This window comes from Micrococcus sp. IITD107 (assembly GCF_041927415.1).
Lineage (GTDB): Bacteria > Actinomycetota > Actinomycetes > Actinomycetales > Micrococcaceae > Citricoccus > Citricoccus terreus.
Genome location: NZ_JBHFFN010000001.1, coordinates 22573 through 46495, shown reverse-complemented (window position 1 = coordinate 46495; position 23923 = coordinate 22573). Strand labels below are relative to the sequence as shown.

At 69.1% G+C, this 23923-nt stretch carries 20 protein-coding genes, 2 tRNA genes and 2 pseudogenes; 5 read left to right on the top strand and 19 right to left on the bottom strand.

Annotated elements, in window-relative coordinates; genetic code table 11:
- Positions 1-2: 2 nt before the first annotated feature.
- Together ACEXHE_RS00230 and ACEXHE_RS00225 are read right to left on the bottom strand one after the other, a co-directional pair.
- Entirely contained in the window at positions 3-1064 is a 1062-nt protein-coding gene (locus ACEXHE_RS00230) for an alpha-ketoacid dehydrogenase subunit beta (RefSeq protein ID WP_374784318.1), read from the bottom strand.
- 4 nt (positions 1065-1068) lie between these two features.
- Positions 1069-2247, bottom strand: a complete 1179-nt coding sequence (locus ACEXHE_RS00225; RefSeq protein ID WP_374784317.1) for a thiamine pyrophosphate-dependent dehydrogenase E1 component subunit alpha — start codon at positions 2245-2247, stop codon at positions 1069-1071.
- Positions 2248-2429: 182 nt separating this feature from the next.
- Here ACEXHE_RS00225 and ACEXHE_RS00220 point away from each other — a divergent pair, with 182 nt between their 5' ends.
- Entirely contained in the window at positions 2430-2918 is a 489-nt protein-coding gene (locus tag ACEXHE_RS00220; RefSeq protein ID WP_336703884.1) for an Lrp/AsnC family transcriptional regulator, read from the top strand.
- Between the two features lie 9 nt (positions 2919-2927).
- On the opposite strand, the gene ACEXHE_RS00215 is transcribed toward ACEXHE_RS00220, so the two are convergent.
- The 6 genes from ACEXHE_RS00215 to rpsB all read right to left on the bottom strand — a co-directional run bounded on the left by ACEXHE_RS00215 (position 2928) and on the right by rpsB (position 8117).
- On the bottom strand, positions 2928-3617 hold the full coding sequence (locus ACEXHE_RS00215; RefSeq protein ID WP_374784316.1) for a DivIVA domain-containing protein: 690 nt from the start codon (positions 3615-3617) through the stop codon (positions 2928-2930).
- Positions 3618-3687: 70 nt separating this feature from the next.
- Entirely contained in the window at positions 3688-4641 is a 954-nt protein-coding gene (locus ACEXHE_RS00210) for a phosphatidate cytidylyltransferase (protein ID WP_374784315.1), read from the bottom strand.
- A 12-nt stretch (positions 4642-4653) separates the two neighbouring features.
- Positions 4654-5211 carry a ribosome recycling factor gene (gene frr / locus ACEXHE_RS00205; RefSeq protein ID WP_374784314.1) on the bottom strand — a complete coding sequence of 186 codons (558 nt, stop codon included), beginning with the start codon at positions 5209-5211 and terminating at the stop codon, positions 4654-4656.
- Positions 5212-5281: 70 nt separating this feature from the next.
- Positions 5282-6031, bottom strand: a complete 750-nt coding sequence (pyrH, locus tag ACEXHE_RS00200; protein ID WP_091695432.1) for a UMP kinase — start codon at positions 6029-6031, stop codon at positions 5282-5284.
- Between the two features lie 224 nt (positions 6032-6255).
- Positions 6256-7092, bottom strand: coding sequence for a translation elongation factor Ts (gene tsf, locus ACEXHE_RS00195; RefSeq protein ID WP_260062977.1), 837 nt, complete (start codon positions 7090-7092; stop codon positions 6256-6258).
- Positions 7093-7220: 128 nt separating this feature from the next.
- Complete coding sequence (gene rpsB, locus ACEXHE_RS00190; RefSeq protein WP_374784313.1) at positions 7221-8117, bottom strand: 30S ribosomal protein S2; 897 nt, start codon at positions 8115-8117, stop codon at positions 7221-7223.
- 369 nt (positions 8118-8486) lie between these two features.
- On the opposite strand from rpsB, the gene ACEXHE_RS00185 reads away from it, so the two are divergent.
- A complete protein-coding gene (locus tag ACEXHE_RS00185; protein ID WP_374784312.1) occupies positions 8487-9092 on the top strand; it encodes a peptidoglycan DD-metalloendopeptidase family protein in 606 nt (201 codons plus the stop codon).
- Between the two features lies 1 nt (position 9093).
- Here ACEXHE_RS00185 and ACEXHE_RS00180 read toward each other — a convergent pair whose 3' ends face one another.
- Positions 9094-10206, bottom strand: coding sequence for a glycosyltransferase (locus ACEXHE_RS00180; protein ID WP_374784825.1), 1113 nt, complete (start codon positions 10204-10206; stop codon positions 9094-9096).
- Between the two features lie 341 nt (positions 10207-10547).
- Between ACEXHE_RS00180 and ACEXHE_RS00175 the strand changes: the two genes are divergently transcribed.
- Together ACEXHE_RS00175 and ACEXHE_RS00170 are read left to right on the top strand one after the other, a co-directional pair.
- Positions 10548-11534, top strand: a complete 987-nt coding sequence (locus tag ACEXHE_RS00175) for an SH3 domain-containing protein (RefSeq protein ID WP_374784311.1) — start codon at positions 10548-10550, stop codon at positions 11532-11534.
- Positions 11535-11816: 282 nt separating this feature from the next.
- The gene (locus ACEXHE_RS00170; protein WP_374784310.1) at positions 11817-12827 is read left to right on the top strand and encodes an SH3 domain-containing protein; all 1011 of its coding nucleotides are present in this window, start codon (positions 11817-11819) and stop codon (positions 12825-12827) included.
- A 103-nt stretch (positions 12828-12930) separates the two neighbouring features.
- Here the strand turns inward: ACEXHE_RS00170 and ACEXHE_RS00165 are convergent.
- The 9 genes and pseudogenes from ACEXHE_RS00165 to ACEXHE_RS00125 form a co-directional block, all read right to left on the bottom strand.
- Positions 12931-13004: transfer RNA gene (locus ACEXHE_RS00165), tRNA-Ile, on the bottom strand.
- Between the two features lie 96 nt (positions 13005-13100).
- Positions 13101-14339 carry a glycosyltransferase gene (locus ACEXHE_RS00160; protein ID WP_374784309.1) on the bottom strand — a complete coding sequence of 413 codons (1239 nt, stop codon included), beginning with the start codon at positions 14337-14339 and terminating at the stop codon, positions 13101-13103.
- A 71-nt stretch (positions 14340-14410) separates the two neighbouring features.
- Positions 14411-15331, bottom strand: coding sequence for a DMT family transporter (locus tag ACEXHE_RS00155; RefSeq protein WP_374784308.1), 921 nt, complete (start codon positions 15329-15331; stop codon positions 14411-14413).
- Entirely contained in the window at positions 15328-15972 is a 645-nt protein-coding gene (locus tag ACEXHE_RS00150) for a CDP-alcohol phosphatidyltransferase family protein (RefSeq protein ID WP_374784307.1), read from the bottom strand. Before ACEXHE_RS00150 ends, ACEXHE_RS00155 begins: the two co-directional genes overlap by 4 nt.
- Before the next feature lie 92 nt (positions 15973-16064).
- Positions 16065-16907, bottom strand: a complete 843-nt coding sequence (locus ACEXHE_RS00145; protein WP_374784306.1) for a phage holin family protein — start codon at positions 16905-16907, stop codon at positions 16065-16067.
- Positions 16908-17038: 131 nt separating this feature from the next.
- Positions 17039-18184 (bottom strand): annotated as a pseudogene (locus tag ACEXHE_RS00140) (heparan-alpha-glucosaminide N-acetyltransferase domain-containing protein); the annotation flags it as partial.
- A gap of 369 nt (positions 18185-18553) precedes the next feature.
- Positions 18554-19583 (bottom strand): annotated as a pseudogene (locus ACEXHE_RS00135) (AMP-binding protein); the annotation flags it as partial.
- A gap of 363 nt (positions 19584-19946) precedes the next feature.
- A complete protein-coding gene (locus ACEXHE_RS00130) occupies positions 19947-20924 on the bottom strand; it encodes a hypothetical protein (protein WP_374784305.1) in 978 nt (325 codons plus the stop codon).
- Positions 20925-20930: 6 nt separating this feature from the next.
- A tRNA-Asn gene (locus tag ACEXHE_RS00125) sits at positions 20931-21003 on the bottom strand.
- A gap of 121 nt (positions 21004-21124) precedes the next feature.
- Here ACEXHE_RS00125 and ACEXHE_RS00120 point away from each other — a divergent pair.
- The gene (locus tag ACEXHE_RS00120; RefSeq protein WP_374784304.1) at positions 21125-21769 is read left to right on the top strand and encodes a PepSY domain-containing protein; all 645 of its coding nucleotides are present in this window, start codon (positions 21125-21127) and stop codon (positions 21767-21769) included.
- 87 nt (positions 21770-21856) lie between these two features.
- Here ACEXHE_RS00120 and dnaG read toward each other — a convergent pair whose 3' ends face one another.
- Entirely contained in the window at positions 21857-23824 is a 1968-nt protein-coding gene (gene dnaG / locus ACEXHE_RS00115) for a DNA primase (RefSeq protein ID WP_374784303.1), read from the bottom strand.
- Between the last annotated feature and the right edge of the window lie 99 nt (positions 23825-23923).

Genomic DNA, 23923 nt, shown 5'->3' with positions numbered 1-23923 from the left:
GGTCAGGCTCCGTGGGTGTCGGCGGCGGACTGGGAGTTGGGGCGGTCCATCACACGGTCCACACCGTCCAGGATCCGATCCAGGTCGGGCAGATGATGGTGCTCGAGCTTGGCCGGCGGGTACGGGATGTCGAACCCGGTGATCCGCACGGGGGCGTGCTCCAGCCACTCGAAGCAGCGCTCGGTGATCTGGGCGGCGATCTCCGCGCCCACACCGCCGGTCAGCCCGGCCTCGTGTACGAGCAGCAGCCGCCCGGTTCGGCGGACCGAGGACTCGATCACGCCGTAGTCCACCGGGGAGATGCTGCGCAGGTCGATCACCTCCAGCGAGGTGCCCTCATCCGCAGCGGCCTCGGCGGCCTGCAGACACGTGGTCATGGGCGAGCCGTAGCTGACGACTGTGACGTCCGTTCCGGCCGCGGCCACAGCCGCCGCATTCATGGAGGGGCGATCCCGGTCCAGGTCCACCTGACCCTTGGCGTGGTAGCGGCGCTTGGGCTCGAGGTAGACCACCGGATCGTCGCTGGCGATCGCCTCGCGCAGCAGGTCATAGCCGTCCTGGGGAGTGGAGGGCGAGACCACGCGCAGTCCGGCCGTGTGCGTGAAGTAGGCCTCCGGCGACTCCGAATGGTGCTCCGGCGAGCCGATCCCGCCGCCGTAGGGGATGCGGATGGTGATCGGCATCTTCACATCTCCGCGGGTGCGGAAGTGTAGCTTGGCCACCTGGGAGACGATCTGGTCGAAGGAGGGATAGACGAACCCGTCGAACTGGATCTCCACCACCGGCCGGTAGCCGCGATAGGCCAGGCCCACGGCGGTGCCCATGATGCCGGACTCGGCCAGCGGGGTGTCGATCACGCGCTCGGGACCGAACTGCTGCTGCAGTCCGTCCGTGATGCGGAAGACCCCGCCCAGGGTGCCGATGTCCTCACCCATCAGCACGACCTGGGGGTCCTCCTCGAGGGCATCGCGCAGGGCGGAGTTGATGGCCCTGCTGAAGGTCATGGTCTGCGCTCCGGCGGGCTGGCCCTGTCCGGAGGAGCGGTCGGTGGTGGTGGCGGTCATCGGGTCAGTGATCCGTTCCGGAGGCGGTGGACAGGGCAGCGGCGTCCGAACGGGCCGACAGGGAATGGTCCCCGAACTGCTCCAGGTAGAGGCGGTAGTGCTCGCGCTGACGCTCGAGCTCGGAGTGCGGCTCGGCGTAGACGTGGTCGAACAGCTCGGCCGGGCCGGGCTCCGCGGACTGGGCCAGGCCGGAGCGGATCCGGGCGGCCAATGCGTCTGCGGCCTGCTGCGAGGCGTTCTTGACCGCGTCGAGGTCCTCACCGCGACGCTGGATCAGCTTCTCCACCCGATCGATCGGGTCCTTGGCGCGCCAGGCCTCCAGCTCGCCCTCGGGACGGTAGCGCTGGGGGTCGTCGGCGGTGGTGTGCGGGCCCATCCGGTAGGTGACCGCCTCGATGAAGGTCGGGCCGCCGCCGTTGCGGGCGCGCTCGGTGGCACGCCGGGTGGCTGCCAGCACCGCCAGCACGTCATTGCCGTCCACTCGCATGGACGGGATGCCGAAGCCCCAGGGGCGGTCGGCGATGTGTCGGCACGCCTGCAGGCCCACGGGCTCGGAGATGGCCCAGTGGTTGTTCTGGCAGAAGAAGACGACCGGGGCCTGGTAGCTGGCGGCGAAGACCATGGCCTCGTTGACATCGCCCTGGCTGGTGGCGCCGTCGCCGAAGTAGGCCACCGTGGCGCTGGCCTCACCGTCCATGGCCGCCCCCATGGCGTAGCCGACGGCATGGAGGGACTGGGCGCCGATGATGATCTGCTGGGCCCCCACGCGGTGCTCGCTGGGAGCCCAGCCGCAGAAGGTGGAGCCGCGCCACATCCGGATCAGTCCCAGCGGGTCCACACCGCGCAGATACAGGGCACCGTTCTCCCGGTAGGAGGGGAAGATGTAGTCCTTCTCCTGCAGGGCCAGCGCCGAACCCACCTGCGCCGCCTCCTGTCCGAGCAGCGGCGGCCACAGGGCCAGCTCGCCCTGCCGCTGCAGGTGGGTGGCCTCGGTGTCCAGCCGGCGGATCTCCGTCAGATGACAGTGCAGATCGGCCAGCAGTTCTGGAGTGACCTCCACCGCCCACGGGTCGAGGTCGTGCTCGGTGCTCAGCGTGCCCTCCGGGGAGAGCAGCTGCAGCAGGTCCGGCTCCGGCAGCTGTGGCAGTCCGGTCGGCGGGGTGTTCAGGGTGACGGAGCCCATGGCATCCTCCTCGGTCCGGCAGGTCGCTGGGTGCGGCGTCCTGTCCTGGGTCCACGCGGTCCGGGGTCTGGTCCGCAGTTCCTGTGATGCTAGTCACAGTGAGAGTGATGCACAATGTGTGGGAGCGAGATTCAGCATGTTGCTCACTCGTCGCGCGCGACACACCGAACAAGAAGGGCATCATGAGCACCTTGGACACCACCGCCCTGAGGATTTTGGCGGCTCTGGCAGCCGACCCCGATGCCACCACGGTGGCCCTGGCCACTCGGTTGAACCTGTCCCGCAACACCGTGCAGGCCAGACTGGCGGCCCTGGACCGAGACGGGGCCGTCCTGCCCTTCGAACGCCGGATCAGTCTGCACAGCCTGGGACATCCGTTGACGGCCTTCGTCCAGGTGCATGTGCGCCAGCAGCACCTGGGTCAGATCATCCAGGAGATCGCCACCATCCCGGAGGTCGTGGAGGCACACGGGCTGACCGGATCAGCCGATGTGCTGGCTCGTGTGGCCGCCCGTGACGCCGAGGACCTGTTCCGCATCCACACCAGGATCCTGGACATCGAGGGTGTGGAGCGTGCGGACACCTCCCTGGCGATGGCCGAGCTGGTCCCCTGGCGGACGGTGCCCCTGGTGGAGTCGCTCCTGGAGGACGGATCTGCCGGCGGACGCTGACCGAGGTGCTCAGCGGGTCAGGCTGCGGTCTTCACCGGAAAGGTACTCGATCACGGCATCCAGGAATGCATCCACCTGGGCCTCGTCGTAGCCGGGCTCGCCCTCCGCGGCCTCGAAGGTGCACCGGCGCACATCATCCACGGACACGGGGCGGCGCGCGCCACGCTGGACTCCGCCCACCGCCGGCGCAGGGTCGGCATCCAGGGTCAGGCCGATGCGCTCGCACAGGGCATCGACCTCTCGCTGGTCGTAGCTGGCGGCCTTGACCGCAGTCGGGCGTCGGAAGCGCTCCCCGGCTGGCCGGTTCAGCCGCCCCAGAAGCACCTCGCGTTCGGCGCGTCGGGACTCAGCCCAGGCTTGGATGCCCTCGGCGGCGATGCGCTCGTCGCGTTCGGCCTGGGCCAGCGTGTCCTCGAGCCGATCCAGAGCCTCGTCCACGGCCTCAGCCGAGTACCCACCCCGGACGGCGTCGAACACAGCATGACGGACCTCCCGCGCGGTCAGTCCGATCCCCTGCTCGTAGGCCTGGCGGGCACGGGTCATGAACTCCTCGACCTGGCCGCTGTGGTACCCGTAGTCCTTGCCGGAGACGCGGCCGAACGGCAGCTCTGAACTACCGGGTTCCACGGGGTCCGGAACCTGGGACGGGCCTGCGCTGTCCCCGGAGGGGGCCGGCTGAGACCGGGGCGAGAACGCCATCGAGTGCTCCTAGATGAGGGTGCTGGCGGGTCCAGACGGTCCTGCCTCGGACAGAGACCATGCTAGCCAGTCAGGTGAAGGGCAGGGCGAACACCATGTAGGCCACGGGGGCCGAGAAGACGAGGGAGTCCAGTCGGTCCATCGCGCCCCCGTGCCCGGGCAGCATCGAGCCCATGTCCTTGAGGTTGAGCTCACGCTTGACCATGGACTCGGAGAAGTCACCGGCGGTGGCCGAGGCGACGGTCAACGCCCCCAGCAGGGCGCCGATCCACCAGGGGTGGTCCAGCAGCAGCGCCACCGCGACCGATCCGACCAGCACCGAGCCCACGGTGGAGCCCAGGAAACCCTCCCACGACTTCTTCGGGCTGATCTTCGGTGCCATCGGGTGCCGTCCGAAGCGTGCCCCCACCAGGTAGCCGAAGGTGTCGTTGGAGACGACCATCAGCAGCATGCAGGCCACCATCAGGTTCCCGTCCTCCAGGCGCAGCAGCGCGACCGCAAAGGAGAGGAAGAACGGGACCCAGACGGCCACGAACACAGATCCCATGACCGACTCGCCTCGGCCGCCCGCTCCGCGGCTCACTCCCCACCCCAGGATGATCAGGATGGTCACGGCCAGGGCCAGCACCAGTGCCTCGATGCCCCCGAAGTACGCTCCGAGCGGCATCAGCACGGCTCCGATCCACAGGGGCACCACGGGGACCGGCACACCGCGGCTGGACAGCGCGTGGGCGGTCTCATAGACGCCCAGCAGCAGCAGGGCGATCACCAGGGCGGCGAGCACGATCGGCGCCCAGAGAAGCCCCACCAGTGCTCCGCCGAGCAGCAGGACGCCGACCGTGATGGCGGCCGGCAGGTTGCGCCCGGACCGGGATGCCCGGGCGGTGGTGGCTTCGGCCTCCTGCCGTTCCCGGCGTGAAGCGGGGACCTCGCTGGCGTCGGAGGGCATCTGAGGGGACGACGACGGCCCGGCCGGGCTGGGAGCCGCGGCCGGGCCGACAGTCAGGTCAGTGGGTTCAGACATCGATCCGAAGGCTCAGACCTCGAGCAGCTCTGCTTCCTTGCGCTTGGCCATCTCCTCGATGGTCTCGCTGTGCTTGCGGGTCATCGCGTCCAGTTCCTTCTCCGCGCGCATGCCCTCGTCCTCACCGGTCTCGCCGTCCTTGACCATCTTGTCGATGGCCTCCTTGGCCTTGCGGCGGGCGTTGCGCAGGGAGACCTTGTGGCCCTCGGCCTTGGACTTGACGAGCTTGACGTACTCCTTGCGGCGCTCGGCGGTCAGCTCCGGGGTGACCACACGGATGACCTTGCCGTCGTTGGACGGGTTGGCACCGATCTCCGAGTCGGACAGGGCCTTCTCGATGTTCCGCAGCGCGGAGACGTCGAACGGGGTGATCAGCAGGGTGCGGGCGTCCGTGGTGGTGAATGAGGCCAGCTGCTGCAGCGGCGTCATGGAGCCGTAGTAGTCCACCATCACCTTCGAGTACAGTCCGGGGTTGGCTCGCCCGGTGCGCACCGAGGCGAAGTCCTCGCTGGTGGCTTCGATCGTCTTCTCCATCTGCTCGCTGGCAGCCTGCAGGGTCTCCTGGATCACAATGTCTCCTCGGTGTGGTCGTGTCTGCTGTCAATCCTAGACGGTGTCCTCGGCGGTCCGTCTGCCGCGATCAGGCGGTGACGGTGGTGCCGATCCGTTCGCCGAGCAGGGCGCGCGTGACATTGCCCTCGCCCTCCATCCCGAACACCATCATGGGCAGGTCGTTGTCCTTGCACATGGTCATGGCGGTCAGGTCCATCACCCGGATGTTGCGCAGCAGCGCCTCATCGTAGGTCAGGTCGGTGTACTTCTCCGCGGTGGGGTCGGTCTTGGGGTCGGCGGTGTAGACGCCGTCCACGCCGGACTTGGCCATCAGGACCTCATCGGCTCCGATCTCCAGGGCGCGCTGGGCGGCCACGGTGTCCGTGGAGAAGTAGGGCAGTCCGGTGCCGGCTCCGAAGATGACCACGCGCCCCTTCTGCATGTGGCGGATGGCGCGCAACGGGATGTAGGGCTCGGCGACCTGCTCCATGTGGATGGCCGACTGCACGCGGGTGGAGACGCCGGCCTGCTCCAGGAAGTCCTGCAGGGCCAGGCAGTTCATCACGGTGCCCAGCATGCCCATGTAGTCCGCACGGCGGCGATCCATGCCGTTCTCCGACAGCTCGGCACCGCGGAAGAAATTGCCGCCGCCCACCACGATCGCGATCTCGACCTGTCCACGGGCATCGGCGATCTGCTGGCCGATCCCCCGGACGGTGTCCGGGTCCACCCCGATCTTTCCGCCGCCGAAGACCTCGCCGGAGAGCTTCAGGAGCACGCGCCGCTTGCCGGTGCGGCCGGTGTCGCCGTGCGTGTCGCCGGCCTGCGACTGCTGCAGGTCCTGGGCCTCGTGGAAGGAACGGGCGTCGCGGATGTCCGGAGTGTGGGTGGAGTCAGTGGTGGACAAGGCGGCCTCCTGGGGCAGATGAGTGGGAGCGGACAGAGCAAAGGGGGTGGTCACCAGTGATGGTGGCCACCCCCTTCGTCGGACTCGAGGTTCATTCGGGTCCGATCCTACCGGTCACCGGCACCCGCGGATGCCGGAGGGACCGATGGGTGTGATCAGTTGCCGACGCGGAAGCGGGCGAAGCCCACGACCTCGGTGCCGGCGTCGGAGAGGACCTTGCCCACGGTGACCTTGGGGTCCTTGGCGAAGGGCTGGTCCACGAGGACGATCTCCTTGAAGAAGCCGGTCAGGCGTCCCTCGACGATCTTCTCCAGGGCCTTCTCCGGCTTGCCCTCGGCGCGAGCGGTCTCATCGGCGATGCGGCGCTCGTTCTCGACGGTCTCGGCCGGCACCTCCTCACGGGTGAGGTAGGAGGGTGCGTAGGCGGCGGTGTGGACGGCGACGTCGTGCGCGGCGGTCTGGGCCTGCTCGGAGTCGGAGCCCACAGCCATCAGCACGCCCACCTGGGCGGGCAGGTCCTTGGAGGTGCGGTGCAGGTAGGCATCCACGTAGGTGCCCTCGACGCGGGCCAGACGGCGCACGACGACCTTCTCGCCCAGCACTGCGCCCTCTTCGGTGACGTGGTCACCCAGGGTGCGGCCGTTGTACTCGGCGGCCAGCAGGGTCTCCAGGTCGATCACGTCGTTGGCCACGGCGACCTCGAGCACGGTGTTGCCCAGTTCGATGAACTTGTCGGCCTTGGCCACGAAGTCGGTCTCGCAGTTGACCTCGACCATGATGCCGACGCCGTCCTTGACGGAGGCGGCGACCAGGCCCTCGACGGCCGAGCGGCCTTCGCGCTTGGTGGCGCCCTTGAGGCCCTTGACGCGGATGATCTCCATGGCCTTGTCGGCATCGCCGTTGGCCTCGTCCAGTGCCTTCTTGACGTCCATCATGCCGGCGCCGGTGCGCTCGCGCAGGGCCTTGATGTCAGCGGCGGTGTAGTTCGCCATACGTGTACACATCCTTACCTTGTGGGGAGTTCGTCCCGGGTGGTGCTGTGGTCTTGTTGCAGTCAGGCCGGGCCCTCAGGCCCGGTGAGACGGTCGGCCGGCCCACTGGGGGCCGGCCGACCGGTGTGTCACTGGGCGTCAGCCTCGGCGGCAGGAGCCTCAGCAGCAGGTGTCTCTGCGGCGGGAGCCTCAGTCTGCTCTGCCTCGGTGGCCTGCTCGGCGGGGGCCTCAGCGGTCTCGGACTTCTCGGCCTGCTGGGCGTTGTGCTGCTCGAGCAGCTCGCGCTCCCACTCGGCCATGGGCTCCTCCGCGGCGGCGCCGCCGGACTTGCCCTGGTTACGTGCCATCAGGCCCTCGGCCACGGCGTCGGCGACCACGCGGGTCAGCAGGTTGACGGAGCGGATGGCGTCGTCGTTGCCCGGGATCGGGTAGGTGACCTCATCGGGATCGCAGTTGGTGTCCAGGATGGCCACCACGGGGATGCCCAGCTTCTGGGCCTCGTCCACGGCGAGGTGCTCCTTCTTGGTGTCCACGATCCAGACCGCCGAGGGGGTCTTGGTCATGTTGCGGATACCGCCCAGGTTGGACTCGAGCTTGGTCAGCTCCCGACGCAGCAGCAGCAGCTCCTTCTTGGTGTGGCTGGAGCCGGCGACGTCCTCGAAGTCGATCTCCTCGAGCTCCTTCATGCGCTGCACGCGCTTGGCGACGGTCGAGAAGTTGGTCAGCATGCCGCCCAGCCAGCGGTGGTTCACGTAGGGCATGCCCACGCGGGTGGCCTGCTCGGCGATGGCCTCCTGGGCCTGCTTCTTGGTGCCGACGAAGAGGATGGTTCCGCCGTGGGCGACGGTCTCCTTGACGAACTCGTAGGCGCGGTCGATGAACGACAGCGACTGCTGCAGATCGATGATGTAGATGCCGTTGCGCTCGGTGAAGATGAAGCGCTTCATCTTGGGGTTCCAGCGGCGGGTCTGGTGGCCGAAGTGGACACCGGAGTCCAGCAGCTGGCGCATGGTCACGACAGGCATGACTCTCCTTCTGTGGCAGTGGCGGGCTCGACCCTGTCCCACTGCCGATGGTGGTTGGCGGTTGACGGCCTGGTCCTGGCGGACTGGCCCCTGGCATGGGCTGCGGGCGGACCCGGCCTCCCCACCACAACCCGGACCGGTCAGGATCAGAGATCGACCGGAGCGGGACCGACGGAGGGGATCTGCCGTGCTCTGGCGAGCCGGCACAGTCATGCGCGTAGTCAGACGTGGGCTCAAGGCACACACCTGCTGGAGAGATCTTACCCCATGGTGGTCTGCGCTCCTGCACAGTGAGCCGGCCCGCCACGGCGGTCCACATCCCGACGACGGCCGGTCCCCACGGCGTGAAGGGTGTCCGATGCTGGGGGCATGACACGGACGACTGCTCGGCGATGCCTCGCCCTGACGCTGATGTTCGGCATGGCCCTCATGGGCATCGGGTCAGCCTCGGCTGGCGCCTCCCCCGCCCACGGACCCCGGGCCGGTCGTCCTGCGGCCTCGCCGATGCCGACGGGCGCCTGGATCCCACCGGCCGGCACGGGCCCCGAAGACCTGGTGCTCCCCTTCGACCCGCCGCCTCGGCCCTGGTCCACGGGCCACCGTGGCGTGGACCTGTCCACCCTGGACGGTCAGGTCAGGGCACCGGCTCCCGGCGTGGTCCGGTTCGTGGGCATCGTGGTGGATCGGCCCGTCCTCACGCTCGCTCACCCCGGCGGCACGCTGAGCTCCTTCGAGCCGATCGAGACGGAGCTGGCGGTGGGCGACCGGGTGGTCGCCGGAGATCCCCTGGGGACGGTGGACGGTTCCGTCGCCCACTGCGAGGTGCCCTGCATCCACTGGGGCGTCCGCATTCACGACGGATGGACGGTGGGCTCCACGCTGCGTGACCGCTATCTGGATCCGGCGCTGCTGCTGGGCTGGTCTGGCCCGTCGGTGCTGTGGCCGCTGGAGGGAGATCCGCGATCGGGGACCTGACTCAGCGCGACGGTCTCCTGCGGCGCCCCCGGCGCACGGCGATGTCCTCGGCCAGCCTGACCAGCGCCCGGGCTGAGGAGTCCCAGCTGAAGGTGCCGGCCTGGGCCACAGCGGCTGACGAGGCCGCGGCGAACACCGCGGGGTCCTCGAGTTCACGGACCTTCGCGGGCCAGCCCCGCGCCGGATCCCCGTCCAAGCCGACGTAGCGGGCCGCCTGGCGGTCCGAACCTCCGATCTCGCGGAAGATCTCCAGATCCGAGAGGATCACCGGTGTCCCCTGGGACATCGCCTCGGCCACAGGCAGGCCATACCCCTCGGACCGGGAGAGTGTGACCAGGGCCGTGGCCCGGCGCAGCAGCTGCACATAGGTCTCATCCGTGACACCACGGTGGAAGACGACCCTCTGCTGCCCGGCCCCGGCGGCCTGCGCCAGAAACCTCAGCTCGGCCTCCCTGGCCGGAGTGATCCGAGAGAGCAGATGCAGGGTGTAGTCGGGCAGGGACGCCATCCCGCGGACCAGGTCCTCCACGTTCTTGTAGTCCATGAACGAGCCCATGTAGACGAGCGAGCGCTCGGGCACCGTGCGCGGATCGCGCGGCTGATCCACAGACTGTGGGGCGTTGCCGATCACCCGGATCTCCCGCCGGGTCAGCCGGTGCCGACGCATCAGCCGCTGGCTCGTCCTCGAGACCGTGGCCACGGCATCGGCACGGTCCAGGACCAGACGCTGCGGCCAATAGGCCAGGTGGAAGGCACGCCAGAGCAGCCGGACCGGTTCCGGCAGATCCCGCGGTGGGGTGCGGTGCTGGTAGTAGATCAGGTCGTGCAGGGTCAGGATCAGCCCGTAGTCGCGGCCCGCTGACCCGAAGGTCTGCATCGGACTGAAGACCACGTCTGGTCGGTGTGGATTGAGCTGGTGGGCCAGGAACGGCTCGGCGGCGGAGGTGGGAGCGCTGACCTTGATCCAGGGGATGCGCGGGGGAAGCATGCGCAGCTGGTCTTCGTCCGAGATCACCATCGTGACCTCGGCCAGGGGCGCCACGGCGGCGATCAGACTGGCTCCGTAGCGGGAGATGCCGTCATGGAAGTCCGTGCGGGTGTACCGGGCATCCATGAACAGCCGGAGCGAAGACCGTGTCCCCGAGTCGGGAGGGCCAGGGCGCGCGGAGGCGGCGCGAGCAGCGGTGGACATGCCAGCTACGCTACCGGCCCGGTCCGGCGGACGAATCGGCGTCCGGCCACGGGGCGCGCCTCGCCCTGGTGCTATCAGCAGCCCTGCTCCCTCGTGATCATGGTCACGCACAAGTGAAGTTGCCATAACGAATGTGTAGATTTGATAACGGATGGCCTGTCGACGGTTCTCGCCCGGGCCAGCGCACCGCCTCTCCGTCATCTGCCCGCCGGACGACACCCCCGGCGCGTGCCTGTTCCATCCCCGCACCTGAGAGTCCTGTCATGCCCTACACCACCCGACGTCAGCGCCGCCTCGCCGAACGGGCCGCCACCAGGAAGCGCCTGCACCAGCGCCTCGCCGCCGGCGCACTGAGCGCAGGAGTGCTCCTCGGCGGCACCATCGCCACCTCCCCCGAAGCCCTGGCCGCACCCGTCGCCGTCGTGGCCAGCCCCACGGGCACCGCATCGACCACCAGCGCCGTCAACATGCGCAGCGGCCCCAGCACCGGCTACCGGGTGGTACGCGTCCTAGCCCGCGGCGCCACGGTCACCAAGACCGGCATCGTGCGCGGAGGGTGGACCCAGGTTCGGGTCTCCGGCCGGACCGGCTGGGTCAGCTCCGCCTACCTGACGACCGCCCGGAGCACCTCAACGGGCTCCAAGGGCACCACGAAGACCGTGGCCAACGTCAACTTCCGCAGCGGCCCCAGCACCGGCTACCGGGTGATCGGCAAGCTCCACCGCGGCAAGACCGTCACGAAGACCGGGGCGGTGCGCGGCGCCTGGACCCAGGTCAAGGTCGACGGCCGGACCGGCTGGGTCAGCTCCCGTTTCCTGCGCGGCACCACGGCCACTCCCCTGGTGCGCACCTCGTCCACCTCAGCGTCCTGGAAGGCCACCGCCAGCTCCTGGGCCATCAACAAGGCCAACAACCGCTCGGTGCGCTATGTGTGGGGCGGCACCGGCCCCACCGGCTACGACTGCTCCGGCTTCACCCAGGCCGCCTACGCGGCCGCCGGGAAGAGCCTGCCGCGCTCCAGCCGTACTCAGTACACCAGCGCAGACCAGTTCGTCTCTCTGCGCAACATCCAGGTCGGCGACCTGGTGTTCTGGTCCAACAACGGCTCCGCCTCCGGGATCTACCACGTGGCGATCTACGTGGGCAACGGCAAGATCGCCCACGCCCGCAACCCCATCTCTGGCGTGAGTGTCACCAACCTCCACTACAGCCCGAAGAACATGCTGGGCACCGCCGCCCGCCACCGCTGACCCATCACCGAAGCACAGGAACGGCCCCCTCCTGACCCGGGCCAGGAGGGGGCCGTTCGCATGTCTCCGACGCCCGCTTACGTCACAGTACGAGCACCGGAGTGACGCATCTCACGACATTTAGTGACGTTTCGATAACGACGGGGTACATTAGTCACCGGCGAGGTTGTTCAACAGCTCTTCCACATCTGCCTCGCCGCAGAACCATGGCACTCGTCATCCCCCGGACGTTCGCGTCGAGACGGGTGTCGTGCCCTGTCCCCCGCACCTGAGAGTTCCCCTATGTCTTACACCACTCGCCGCCAGCGCCGCATCGCCGAACGAGCCGCCGCCAAGAAGCGCATGCAGCAGCGCCTCGCCGCCGGAGTCCTGAGCACCGGCGTCCTCTTCGGCGGCGCCGTCGCCACCTCCACCGGAGCGGTGGCAGCTCCGGTCTCCGTGACGGCCAGCCCCACTGGAACCGCCTCCACCACCACCTACCTGAACTTCCGCAGCGGACCGAGCATGTCCGACTCGGTGATCTCCGTGTTGTCTCCCGGCACCACGGTCACTCGAACCGGCTCCGCCAGCGGGTCCTGGGTCCAGGTCACCGCAGCCGGTCGCACCGGGTGGGTCAGCTCCTACTACCTGACCAGCGCCACCTCGACCGCGCCCGCACCGAGCACGGGAACGGCCGGCACGGCCCGGACCACCAGCGGCCTGAACTTCCGCACCGGTCCCAGCACCTCCTACTCCGTGATCTCCGTCCTGGCACAGGGCACCACCGTGTCCACCACTGGCACCAAGACCGCCTACTGGACACAGATCACCGTCAACGGCCGCACCGGCTGGGTGAGCACCGCCTACCTCACCACCGGATCCACAGCGACGGCACCGGCGCCCATCATCCGCGCAGGATCCACCTCGTCCTCGTGGAAGGCCACCGCCGCGAGCTGGGCCATCAACAAGGCCAACGACCCCAACGTTCGCTACGTCTGGGGCGGCAACGGCCCCACCGGCTACGACTGCTCCGGGTTCACCAAGGCCGCCTTCGAGGCCGGCGGCCAGACCCTGCCCCGCACCAGCCGTTACCAGTACACCTCCGCCGATCAGATCGTCTCCCTGAGCAACATCCAGGTCGGCGACCTGGTGTTCTGGTCCAACAACGGCTCCGCCTCCGGGATCCACCACGTGGCGATCTACGTGGGCAACGGCAAGATCGCCCACGCCCGCAACCCCACCACCGGTGTGCGCATCACGGACCTGTACTACAGCCCCAACAACATGTTGGGCACCGCTGCACGCTACAACTGAGTCCTTCCCGCACAGGGAACAAGCAGACGACGACGGTCCCCGACCAGGCATCTCGCCCGGTCGGGGACCGTCGTCGTGGTGGAGGCTTCGCCTCGTCCAGGGGTAGGGCGTGCGGGACTTGAACCCGCGACCCAAGGATTATGAGTCCTCTGCTCTGACCAACTGAGCTAACGCCCCGTGCTGCGGCGGGGGGGTGGTGCCCCACCGCGTGCCGTCGCCTGACCACTCTACTGGCCGGCCGCCGTCGGGCTGGAACCGACAGCTCGGTCCGGCTCAGAGCTGGGCATGGATCTGCTCAGGCGAGGCACCCCGGTAGAGCTGTTCGAACAGGGAGACCGTCTTCTCCTGGGAGTGCTGGACGGCCCGGGCGTGGGATGCCTCGCCCATCCGCTCCCGGTCTGCTGGAGATGCGCTGAGAACGGCGCTGAGCTTCTCCGCCAGATCCTGTGCGTCGCCGGGAGCGAACAGGTAACCGTTCTCCCCGTCCTCCACCAGGTGGGGCAGAGCCAGCGCGTCGGCCAGCACCACGGGCTTGGACGCGCTCATCGCCTCTAGGGAGACCAACGACTGCAACTCGGCGGTGCCCGGCTGGCAGAACAGGTCGGCGTGCAGATACAGGCGGTGCAGCTGTGCGTCCGTGACGTGACCGTGGAAGGTCACCCGCTCACTCATTCCGAGCTCGGCGACCAGCTCGCGCAGCACGGTGCGCTGTTCGCCGTCGCCCACGATCTCCAGATGGGCGTTCAGGGCCGGGTCCATCAGCGCCAGCGCACGGATGAGCACGTCGATGTTCTTCTCCACCGCCAGACGGCCCACGAACAGCACGACCGGGTGGTCGGCCTTCTCCACGGTCTCCCCCGGTGCCTGTTCGTACGCGGAGGAGTCGATGCCGTTGGAGATCGGCAGCACATGGTCCAGGCCGGCGTGCTCGGACATGGTGCGCGCAGCCAGCCCCGTGGGAGTGGTCACCGCGGCGGCCTTGCCCATCAGCCGCCCCATGTCCCGCCAGGAGGTCCTCGAGACGATGTCCCGGAACCACTGCGGGAAGGGCAGGAAGGGCTCCAGGTTCTCCGGCATGAAGTGGTTGGTGGCGATGGTGCGGATGCGCCGCCGTTCAGCCTCATTGATGGCGGCCTCGCCGATCATGTAGTGACACTGGACATGCACCACGTCCGGCCGCAGCTCATCCAGCAGCCGTCCGATCGAGCGGTTGGCGTGCCAGGGGAAGACCAGCCGGTAGTACTCATGCGTGGGTGCCGGCACCGACTGAAGACGGTGGACGGTGGCCTCCTCGGTCCGCTCCACCGAATCCGGACCAGCGTCGTTCCGGGCGGCGACCACATGGACGTCATGACCGCGCTGGTGCAGCGCTCGAGCCAGACGGTGGCAGAACACCGCGGCTCCGTTGACATCCGGCGGGTAGGTGTCGGCCGCGATCAGCACGGTCATCGGGCGTTGCGTCTGTGTCGGCACGAGGTGGCGACTCCTGTCCAGGGTTCGTGTCAGGTTCATCAGGGGGCGTCAGGCCGGCCCACACCGGCTCGGCACACGTGACCGTCCGCCGGATCGCTCTGCGCGATCGATCAAGACGCTCCTGCGGTTCCCCCCGCGGCCGCTGCCGCCGCCTCCCGGCGAGCCACCACATCCGGGTGGTGACGAGACAGCGCGACCACCCCCAGGGTAGCAACGGCACCGGCCGCCACCATGCACAGACCCACCCAGACCGGCAGCCCCGGCTCCAGCTCGCCCAGGACCAGGATGCCCACCAGCACGCCCACCATCGGGTCGATCACCGTCAGTCCGGCCACCACCAGATCCGGCGGACCATGCTGGTAGGCACTCTGCACGAAGTAGACGCCCAGGCCAACCGAGGCGACCAGGATCGCCACTTCGAACCACGGAACCCCCAGGCCCAGCACGCCACCGGTGTCCCCCCGCAGGATGTGGATGGAGGCCAGGCGCACGCAGACCGCCACGAACCCGAACAGCACGCCGGCGCCGAGGATGTAGACGAACGCACTGGGACGGCGCCGCAGCGCCAGAGCCAGCAGGGCGAACAGGGCGGTGGCCGCCGCCGCGATCCAGGCCGTCACCACCTCTTGACTCCGGGTGGGTGCCGGGTTCTCCTGGGTGGCGAGGATGGCCACCAGGACGAAACCGGCCGATCCGAGCACACAGGCCGAGATGGCCTTGACGGTGGTGCTGCTGGGACGCACCCGCTGGGTGCGCGCGTGCAGGAGCGTGGTGATGACCACGGCCAGCGCGCCGATCGGCTGCACCACGGTCAGCGGAGCAGTGGCCAGGGCGTAGACGTTCAGGGCGATTCCGGCCAGCATCAGCAGCCCGCCGAGCAGCCACGGCCAGGACCCCAGCAGCCGCAGATAGCCCCTCGGATGCAGGCGGATCTCCGCCGCATGGGCCCGTACGCCCACCGACTGCCGTTCCGATCCCAGGGCCAGACAGATCGCACCGGCCAGGGCCGCGGCCACGGAGATCCACTTCATGCGTTGCTCCAGCCGGCCCGGTCCCGGGGGTCCAGTCCGGCCCGGCGCAGCCTGCGGTGCTTGGCCACGCACTGTGCCAGGTAGTCGCCCGAGGCCCACAGGTGCCCCAGGCACCCCGGGATGAGCAGGCACAGGGCGATCGTCTCCACCAGCTGCTGGTCCGGCCCGGGGACGCGGGAGAGCAGCAGCGCCGGGGTGCCGGCCAGGAGCAGGGCGGTGCGGATCTTGCCGATCGCACTGACCTGCAGCTTCGGGCTGCCGCCGAACAGCGCCAGCGAGGTGCCCGCCAGGATCAGGTCCGGGACGATCAGGGCCAGGGCCAGCCACCAGGGGGCGATCCCGCTGACCACGAGCGTGACCGCCACGACCATCAGGGAGAGCCGATCGGCGAGCGGGTCCAGCCACTGCCCCACCGTGGAGATCTGGTTGAAGCGCCGGGCGATGTACCCGTCCACCCAGTCCGTGCTGGAGAGCACCGCCAGCACGATGAACGCCTCGAGGTTCTCCTCGCCGGCCACCAGGGCCACGAAGACCGGCACCAGGCAGAAGCGGACGAGCGTGATGATGTTGGGGACCGTCCAGAACCGGTCGGTGACCACGTACTCGATGTCCTCGCGGGTCCCCGCTCCCATCAGTCGCATCGGAGGCCTCCTCCCCGGTGTTCTCGTCCCCTGAGACGACGGCGGCGCCCCGGTCAGAGACCAAGGCGCCGCTGTCCATGTGCTCGGCGTGCTTACTTCTTGCCCAGCTGGCGGGCGAAGACGGCCAGGGCGGTGGTGGAGGCGCCGAGCAGGGCCAGCGGCTGCCACCGTTCCTTGACGTAGTCGCCGGCCTCGTTGACCTTCTCGCCGGCACGCGCGCCGGTGCTGTACGGGGCGGTGGGAGCCGTGGGGTCCCCCGCCTGGACGGCGCCGTAGCGGCGCGGACGGCCCAGCTGGGAGGTGAAGGCGTTGACCTGAGACTTGACGTCGGTCTTCTCCTCCAGGCCGGAGCGGATGTCGCCCAGGTGCTGGCGGCGCAGCTGGGTGCGGCGGCGCAGCTCGTCGTAGGAGGGCTCGGAGCTCTCGTGGTGTTTGGGGGCCTCGCCGCGCTTGACGGCCTCCTGGTTCTCCTTCTCGGCCTGCTTCCGCCGCTCGGCCTCGCGGGCCTGGGCCGCCTTCTTGTCCTCGGCGCGCTGGGCCTCCTGCCGATCGAACTCGGCCGGGTTGAAGGCGTTGCCCTCCTTGAGGTAGCCGAGATCGTGCTTGAAGCCGCGGACGGTCTCCGCCGGGACCAGAGGCATGGCCGCCTTGATGCGCAGCGCTCCGATGAGGAGGAAGATCAGGGCCAGCACCAGGGCGCCGGCGGCCACCATCAGGGCCCAGAACCAGATGGGCTGCTCCTGGGCCAGGCCGCCGATGAGCGCCACGATCAGGGCCACGACCATCACGAAGAGGAAGGCCAGGCCGACGATCGCGATGCCCGCGCCGATCCCGATGGTCACACCCTTCTTGGTCAGCTGGCTCTTGGCCATGGTCAGCTCGTCCTTGAGCTGCTTGGGGACGAGCCGCAGCCCGGTGGAGGCGAGATCGGTCAACGAGCTCGAACGAGTCTGGTCCGAAACTCTGGGGGAACCCTGCAGGGCCATCGGTTCGTGCCTTCCCTCGGTGGTCTGGTGGGGTGTGGTGTCGTGTGATGATCACACAGACATGTCCAAACTACCACTGCTCAGCTTCTCGACCGCCGCCCTTCCGGCCGGACCAGCACTGCTGCCCCCAGCCGAGACAGCCTGCTGACGGCAGCCTCGATCGGTCCGCGGCCGACCGCCCGCTGCCAGGCCATGGCCAGCAGGATGCCGAGCACCACTTGCCCCCAGAACCAGAGCCAGGGGTGGTGGTCCACGTGCACGGAGGCCAGCACCACCAAGTGGATGGTGTAGCCGGTGAGGGTCATGCTGCCCAGAGAGGCCAGGGGCCAGAGCAGCTGGCCTGCACTGCGCGAGACCCACAGGGCCCCGCCCACGACCACCAGCGCCATTCCCGCACTGGCGGCCCAGGACAGCGTGGTGTTGGAGTGGGGTCCGACCACCAGCTGCCACCACGGGGAATCCGACGGCAGAGCAGGGTCTCCCCCGAACAGCATGGCCCGCCGGACACTGTCTGCTGTGGCACCGTGACTCTCCGAGACGATCCGCCCCGACCCGCCCCACGCGTGGACAGCCAGCCACGAGATCCCGTTGCCGAGCAGCATCAGGAGTCCGCCGGTTCCCAACAGACCCAGCTGGACAGAGCGACGTTGCAGCATCATCCGCCCCAGGGCCATCCCCAGCAGGATGAAGGCCATCCAGGTCACCGCCGGATACACGCCCGTTAGCAGCAACGAGAGCAGCAGTCCCGCCGGATCCAGGACGAGGTCAACCAGCGTCGGATTCGACAGCGTCGCCGCCCCGAAGGTCTGCAACGCCAGGTGCCGCGCCCAAGGTCCCAGCACCGCGAAGACGACAGCTGCCGCGATCAGGTGCCTCATCCGCAGCCCCGTGAACGGCAGCGCGAACAGGAACAGGACAGCGTAGTACGGGAGGATGTCGTAGACAGGCAGAGGAAGCGCGTTCAGCCCCAGCCCCCACACCAGCAGCAGCAGCGCCCGCACCAGCAGGCCGACGCGCGCACGCAGCAGCAGCCTCCGACATGTCTTCGGACGGCGGGCACCCATCATGAAGGCCACGGCCACACCGGCAAGCACCGCGAAGAGGGCAGAGGCGTGGCCGCCGAAGAGCAGCCACGACAAGGTGGGAGCTCCGGTCACCGGGTCAGCCTCGGGGAGAGTGTGGACCGCCACCATGCCGATCAGCGCAGCCCCCCGAGCCGCATCGACACCGGTGATGCGACGTCGAGTCCGGCTGCCATCGCGCGTGGGAATGTTCAGGACTGCACCACCGCCCCAGCCGGCCCGCCGACGCCTGCGCAAGGGAGCCGACGTCGTGATCTGCTCTGAGTCGGTGGGCTCTCCCTCTCCGGTCCACGCGACGCGTGGGGGCCGGCGGCCGGGCCGCGGACGGTCACCCGGCGGCAGATCTCCCTCGGGAACCTGCTGGGCGGGGATGGGGATGGGCGCCGGGATCCGCGGCTCCGTGGCGTTCATGCCCGACTCCCAGCACGATGCCGGGGATACCGGGCATGCCGGGCGTGCCTGACGTCCACGTCCGGCAGCTGATCCTGCGTGACATGGCGCACCGGGTTCCCGGGGCAGCGGAGCGAACTTCTCAGCGTCCTTGGCCTGGTCCAGGTAGCGTCCCAGGCCCACACCGGCGATCACCAGCTCTCCGGTGTCACCCCAGCGCACCGGGACCCCGTCCGGATCCACCACAGCCAGTCGCCACCCGGGAACAGGCCGACCGATCCGGATCGGCGGCTCCACGCTGAGCAGCTGCCCCGAGGCGATCACCGTCGTCTCAGTGGGCCCGTACGTGTTCCACACCTCGCGGCCCGGATGCGCCAAGCGCTGAACCAGGGACATCGGACACGCCTCGCCGCCGAAGATCAGCAGACGGACGGCGCTCAGCGACTCGGAGGGCCAGAGGGAGGCCAGCGTGGGGACGGTGGAGACTGCGGTGATCCGCTCCTGCACGATCCAGCGTCCCAGGTCCTCACCGGAGCGCACGAACTCCCGGGCGGCAGCCACCAGGGTGGCACCGTGCCGCCAGGCCAGCCACATCTCCTCACAGGAGGCATCGAAGGCCACAGAGAGTCCAGCCATCACCCGGTCGTCCGGACCCAGGGGGCCGGTGGCGCAGGTACATGAGTGCTTCTGCATCCACCAGGGCCGCTGCGCTGCGGTGAGAGACCGCCGCGCACTTGGGCGTGCCGGTCGAGCCGGAGGTGAAGATGATCCACGCATCGTCCGTGGAGCTCGGTGGCCCCGGGTCGCCCTGGGGCTCGGCGGTGCCCGAGCTCAATGAGAGCCCCGGCCCGAAGACGGCCGCCACCTGAGCCTCCGACCAGACCGTCTGCGCTCGAGAGTCCGGATCGTCCGCGTCCACCGGCACGTAGGCCGCACCGGCGGCCAGGGTGGCGAGGATGGCCACGTACAGGTCGGTGGTCCCCGAAGGGACCCGGATGCCCACCCAGTCACCCCGCCCGATGCCCGGGTCTCAGAGCCGCTGAGCCTGGATGTCCACGAGTTCCTCGAGCTCCTGATAGGTGATCTCGTCGTCCTCGCCCTGGATGGCGACGGTCTCCGGATGGTGCTGGCAGGTCTCCTGGAAGATGTCCACGAGAGTGCGGACCCGCGGAGGGCGCTCCACGGCATAGACGGCCAGGTCCGGATGGTCCTGCTCTGCGCTCCACCCCCCAGGCAGCGCGCTCAGCTCGGTGACCGTGTCCCGGTCCGCAGCCGTCAGATCCCCGTGTTCAGGCGTCGTCAACGACACCACTCCCCCCAGAGTGCATGCACCCGTTCTGGCACCCCGCATGTTGCCTGGCGGGATGACCGGGGAGCGGAGCAGAAGGATCTCAACACCCATCTGGACCCACTGCCCCGGCGGTGACAGGCATTGACTTCATGAGAGGAGCCGGTGCAGGAGACGCCTTAGCCAGCCGCACCGGGCGTGTCCACGATCTCGGCCTCCACGCTGGCCTCAGACCAACGGGCATCCCTGCTGCAGGAGGCGGTCCATCCACCCCGACTGGGGCAGGGAGAGGTGGTCCTCCCCGGGAACCACCTCCAGGCCGACCTGGGCGAATCCGAGGCGCCGATACCGGGAGGCGCCGTCCCGGGACGCGGCCAGCGCGTCGAACTCCTGTCCCGGGCGGGAGCCATCGTCCTCCTCGCCCACGATCCATTGCAGACAGGCACCCTCACGCACCGAGGCCGGGGCCGTCGTCGTGGTCCATCCTGGATCTCCCCCACCGCCGAGCAGCACGGCCCCGCCGGTGACCAGCTCAGGGTCCTCGGGCAGGATCCCGTAGGAGAGCATCTCGGCCCCACCTGAGTAGCCCATCCACCAGATGCGCTGGGGGTCCACACCCAGCTGCTCGACCTGGGTGCGCACCAGGGAGGTCAGCCAGGCACGGTTCTGATCCAGTTCCATCCACCAGGTCCGCTCGTTGGAGCCGTCCGGAGTGAGCGGGGTCAGCAGGACCAGATTGTGGCTGGCGGCCTCGGCGGCCAGGCAGGTCAGCAGCCTCTCCGGGACGGTGTACTCCTCCGCCCCGTCCCCGTGCAGACGAACCAGCAGCCCGACCGGACGCTCCCAGTCGATGCCCTCGGTGAACAGGTGGAACCGACCGCGCAGGCCATCCTCACGATGGCGGACGGCCAGGTGCACCTCCGGTGACGAACGGTCCAGTGCGGCATCGGCACGCGGGTCCGCGGCGTCCAGACCGAAGGCGGCGCAGTGCCCGGAGACCTCCGGTTCGGCGGTGCGGCAGGAGGTGAGGCCGGCCAGACACAGCCCGACGACGGCCAGCAGGGTGAGCGTTCGCCTCCCCCCGGGTGCCACCTGGCCAGCGCCCCCTGCGCGGCGCCAGGTCAGGTCGGTCTGCGTGCATGCAGTCAGCGTGATGCGTCCGGGAACGGTCGTGGCCCCCACCCTGCGGTGCAGGATGAGGGCCACGGTGAGCTCCCCCGGTTGGACTCGAACCAACAACCCTTCGATTAACAGTCGAATGCTCTGCCAATTGAGCTACGGGGGATCGACAGCAGAAGAGACTGTACCAGCCTTCGGGCCGTGGCATGAAATCGAGACTGGCGGACCCCTGGGTGCCGGCTGCACGTTCTCATGGAACGCTCATGCGCAACGGGCAGGATGGGGTCATGACGAAGAACACCGCGACCCAGTCCCTGACCGCCAAGCCGCTGCTGTTCACCGGCACCGGGGTGCTCGCCCTGGCCCTGCTGACCGGCTGCAGCACCGCCGCCGATGACCCGGCCACCACCCCCACCCCGGAGCAGGCCACCACGTCGGCGCCGGCCGAGGCGGAGTCCACGACCCCCGCGGCCGATGAGTCCGGCACTCCGGCCGATGAGCAGCAGCCCAACGCCGGGGGCAACGACCCGGTGTTCGACGCCATCGCCGCCGTGACCGCCGAGCATGCCGACGGCTTCATCGTCAGCATCGACCGCGACGATCGCGATGAGCACTACGAGATCGACGTGGTCGTCGGCGAGCAGGTCCTGGACCTGAAGGTCGGCCTGGACGGTGCCGTCACCGAGGACGAGCAGGACAGCGACGACGACGACATCCAGAAGGCCCAGCAGGCCACCGTCGACGCCGAGACCGCCCTGAAGCGCGCCTTCGAGAGCCGCGCCGAAGGCCTGACCGTGGACGATGTCGAGCTGGACGAGGACGACGACCGCCTGGTGTGGGAGATCGACTTCGACGACGCTGACGGCAAGGACTCCGACGAGGTCGTCATCGACGCCCAGGACGGCTCCGTGGTCCGCGACTCCGCTGCCTGATCCTCCGTTCCGTCTGATCTGGACTGAACCGCTCTGACCAGAGCTCCACAGGCCCGGTCCCGTCCCTGACGGTGGCCGGGCCTGTGCTCAGTCCCGAGTGCGCAGGGAGCGGCGGGTGACCTCCAGCTCCACCAGCTGGCGGTTCAGGGAGGCGAACTCCTCCGGGTCCCCACTGGGTCCCATCCGCTGCAGCCGCCCCATCAGCTCGGCCTTCTGGTGAGTGATCTGCAGCTCGAAGAGCCGGTTCATGATGTCCCGGCAGTACCGGACCAGGTCCTCGTCCGTGCGCGCCGGCAGCGCCGTCACGGCCAGCTCGGAGACCAGCGAGGCCAGCTCCGCCGGAACCTCCTCGCGCACCTGCTCCACCCAGTGGGCCGGAGTGGCACCTGCCCGGCCGGCCGCCATCACCCCGGAGTGCACCGCAGCGTAGGCCGGCACCTTGAACTGGGCAGCGTAGAAGGACTGCCACTGTTCGGCCGAGAGCATGGTCGGCTGCTGCAGCACCACCTCCAGGGCCTCCTTCTCCATCCGCGCCGCCGGGTCCCGCAGATCCGGCCTGAACGGGGTGGCCGGGCTGCGGGAGGGCTCCTCCGCGCTGGGGCCGGACCCTCCGGTCATGCCTCGGTCCGGACCTCCTCCTCGGGCGGGGTCCGGCCGGCCGGGGCCCTCCCCAGACTGCCCCGACGACGGCCGGTGGGTCTGCGGACCATGGCGCCCCAGCGCGGGGTCGGCTCGCAGTGCGTCCTGCACGGCCCGGTGCACCATGGAGGGATCCATGCCCAGCCATCCAGCCAGTTCGCGTTCGTATCCCGGCCGGAGCACGGAGTCGCGGATCCCCGCCACGATGGGTGCCGCGTGCCGCAATGCCCCGGCACGCCCTTCCACGGTGTTCAGATCGAAGTTCTTCATGCCCGTCTGGATGGCGAACTCGAACAGCGGACGGCGGGACTCGATCAGGGCCACCACGGCTTCAGGGCCCTGCTGCTGACGCAGGTCACAGGGGTCCATGCCGCTGGGCTCCACGGCCACGTAGGTCTTGGCCAGGAAACGGTGGTCCTCCTCGAAGGCACGCAGGGCGGCCTTCTGACCGGCGGCGTCGCCGTCGAAGGTGAACACCACCTCTCCCCCGGTGCCGTCATCCGAGATCAGCCGGCGGGCGATCTTGATGTGGTCGGCCCCGAACGCCGTGCCGCAGGTGGCCACGGCGGTGTCCACCCCGGACAGGTGCGCGGCCATCACATCCGTGTACCCCTCCACCACCACGAGCTGACGCTTCTTGGCGATCTGCCGTTTGGCCAGATCGATCCCGTAGAGCACCTGGGACTTGCGGTAGAGCTGGGTCTCCGGGGTGTTCAGGTACTTGGGGCCGGGGTCGTCCTCGAAGAGCTTGCGCGCACCGAAGCCGATGGTGGATCCGGTCATGTCCCGGATGGGCCAGGTCAGCCGTCCGCGGAACCGGTCGTAGATCCCGCGCTGGCCCTCGGAGAACAGTCCGGTCAGCTTCAGCTCGTCGTCCCGGAACCCCTTGCCGCGCAGATGCTTGAGCAGCCCGTCCCAGCCCTTCGGCGCGAAGCCGACACCGAAGTGGGCGGCGTGCTCGGCGGTGAATCCGCGTTCGCGCAGGAACTCCTGTCCCACGGCCGCCTCAGGCCCCTTCAGACCGGCCTGGAAGAACTCGTCGGCGATCTTGTGCGCCTCCAGCAGCCGCTGCCGCCGCCCCACCTGGTCCTTGTCCGGGCCGGTGCCGCCGTCCTCATAGTGCAGTTCCACGTTGGTCTGCGCGGCCAGTCGCTCCACCGTCTCGGAGAAGGAGGTGTGCTCCATCTTCATCACGAAGGAGATCACGTCCCCGGACTCACCGCAGCCGAAGCAGTGGTAGGTGCCCACCGATGGGCGGATGTGGAACGAGGGGCTGCGTTCGTCGTGGAAGGGGCACAGCCCCTTGTACGATCCCACGCCGGCGGTGCGGAGCGTGACGTAGCCGTCCACGATCTCTTTCAGGTCCGCGCGCTCCCGGACCAGATCGATGTCCTCGCGTTTGATCAGACCTGCCATGCCCCCGAGTCTAGGTCCGCCGCCGAGCCTGATCTGCCCCGACGAACGCCCAGGGCCCGGACTCGTGGATGAGTCCGGGCCCTGGGTCCGCTGTGCAGG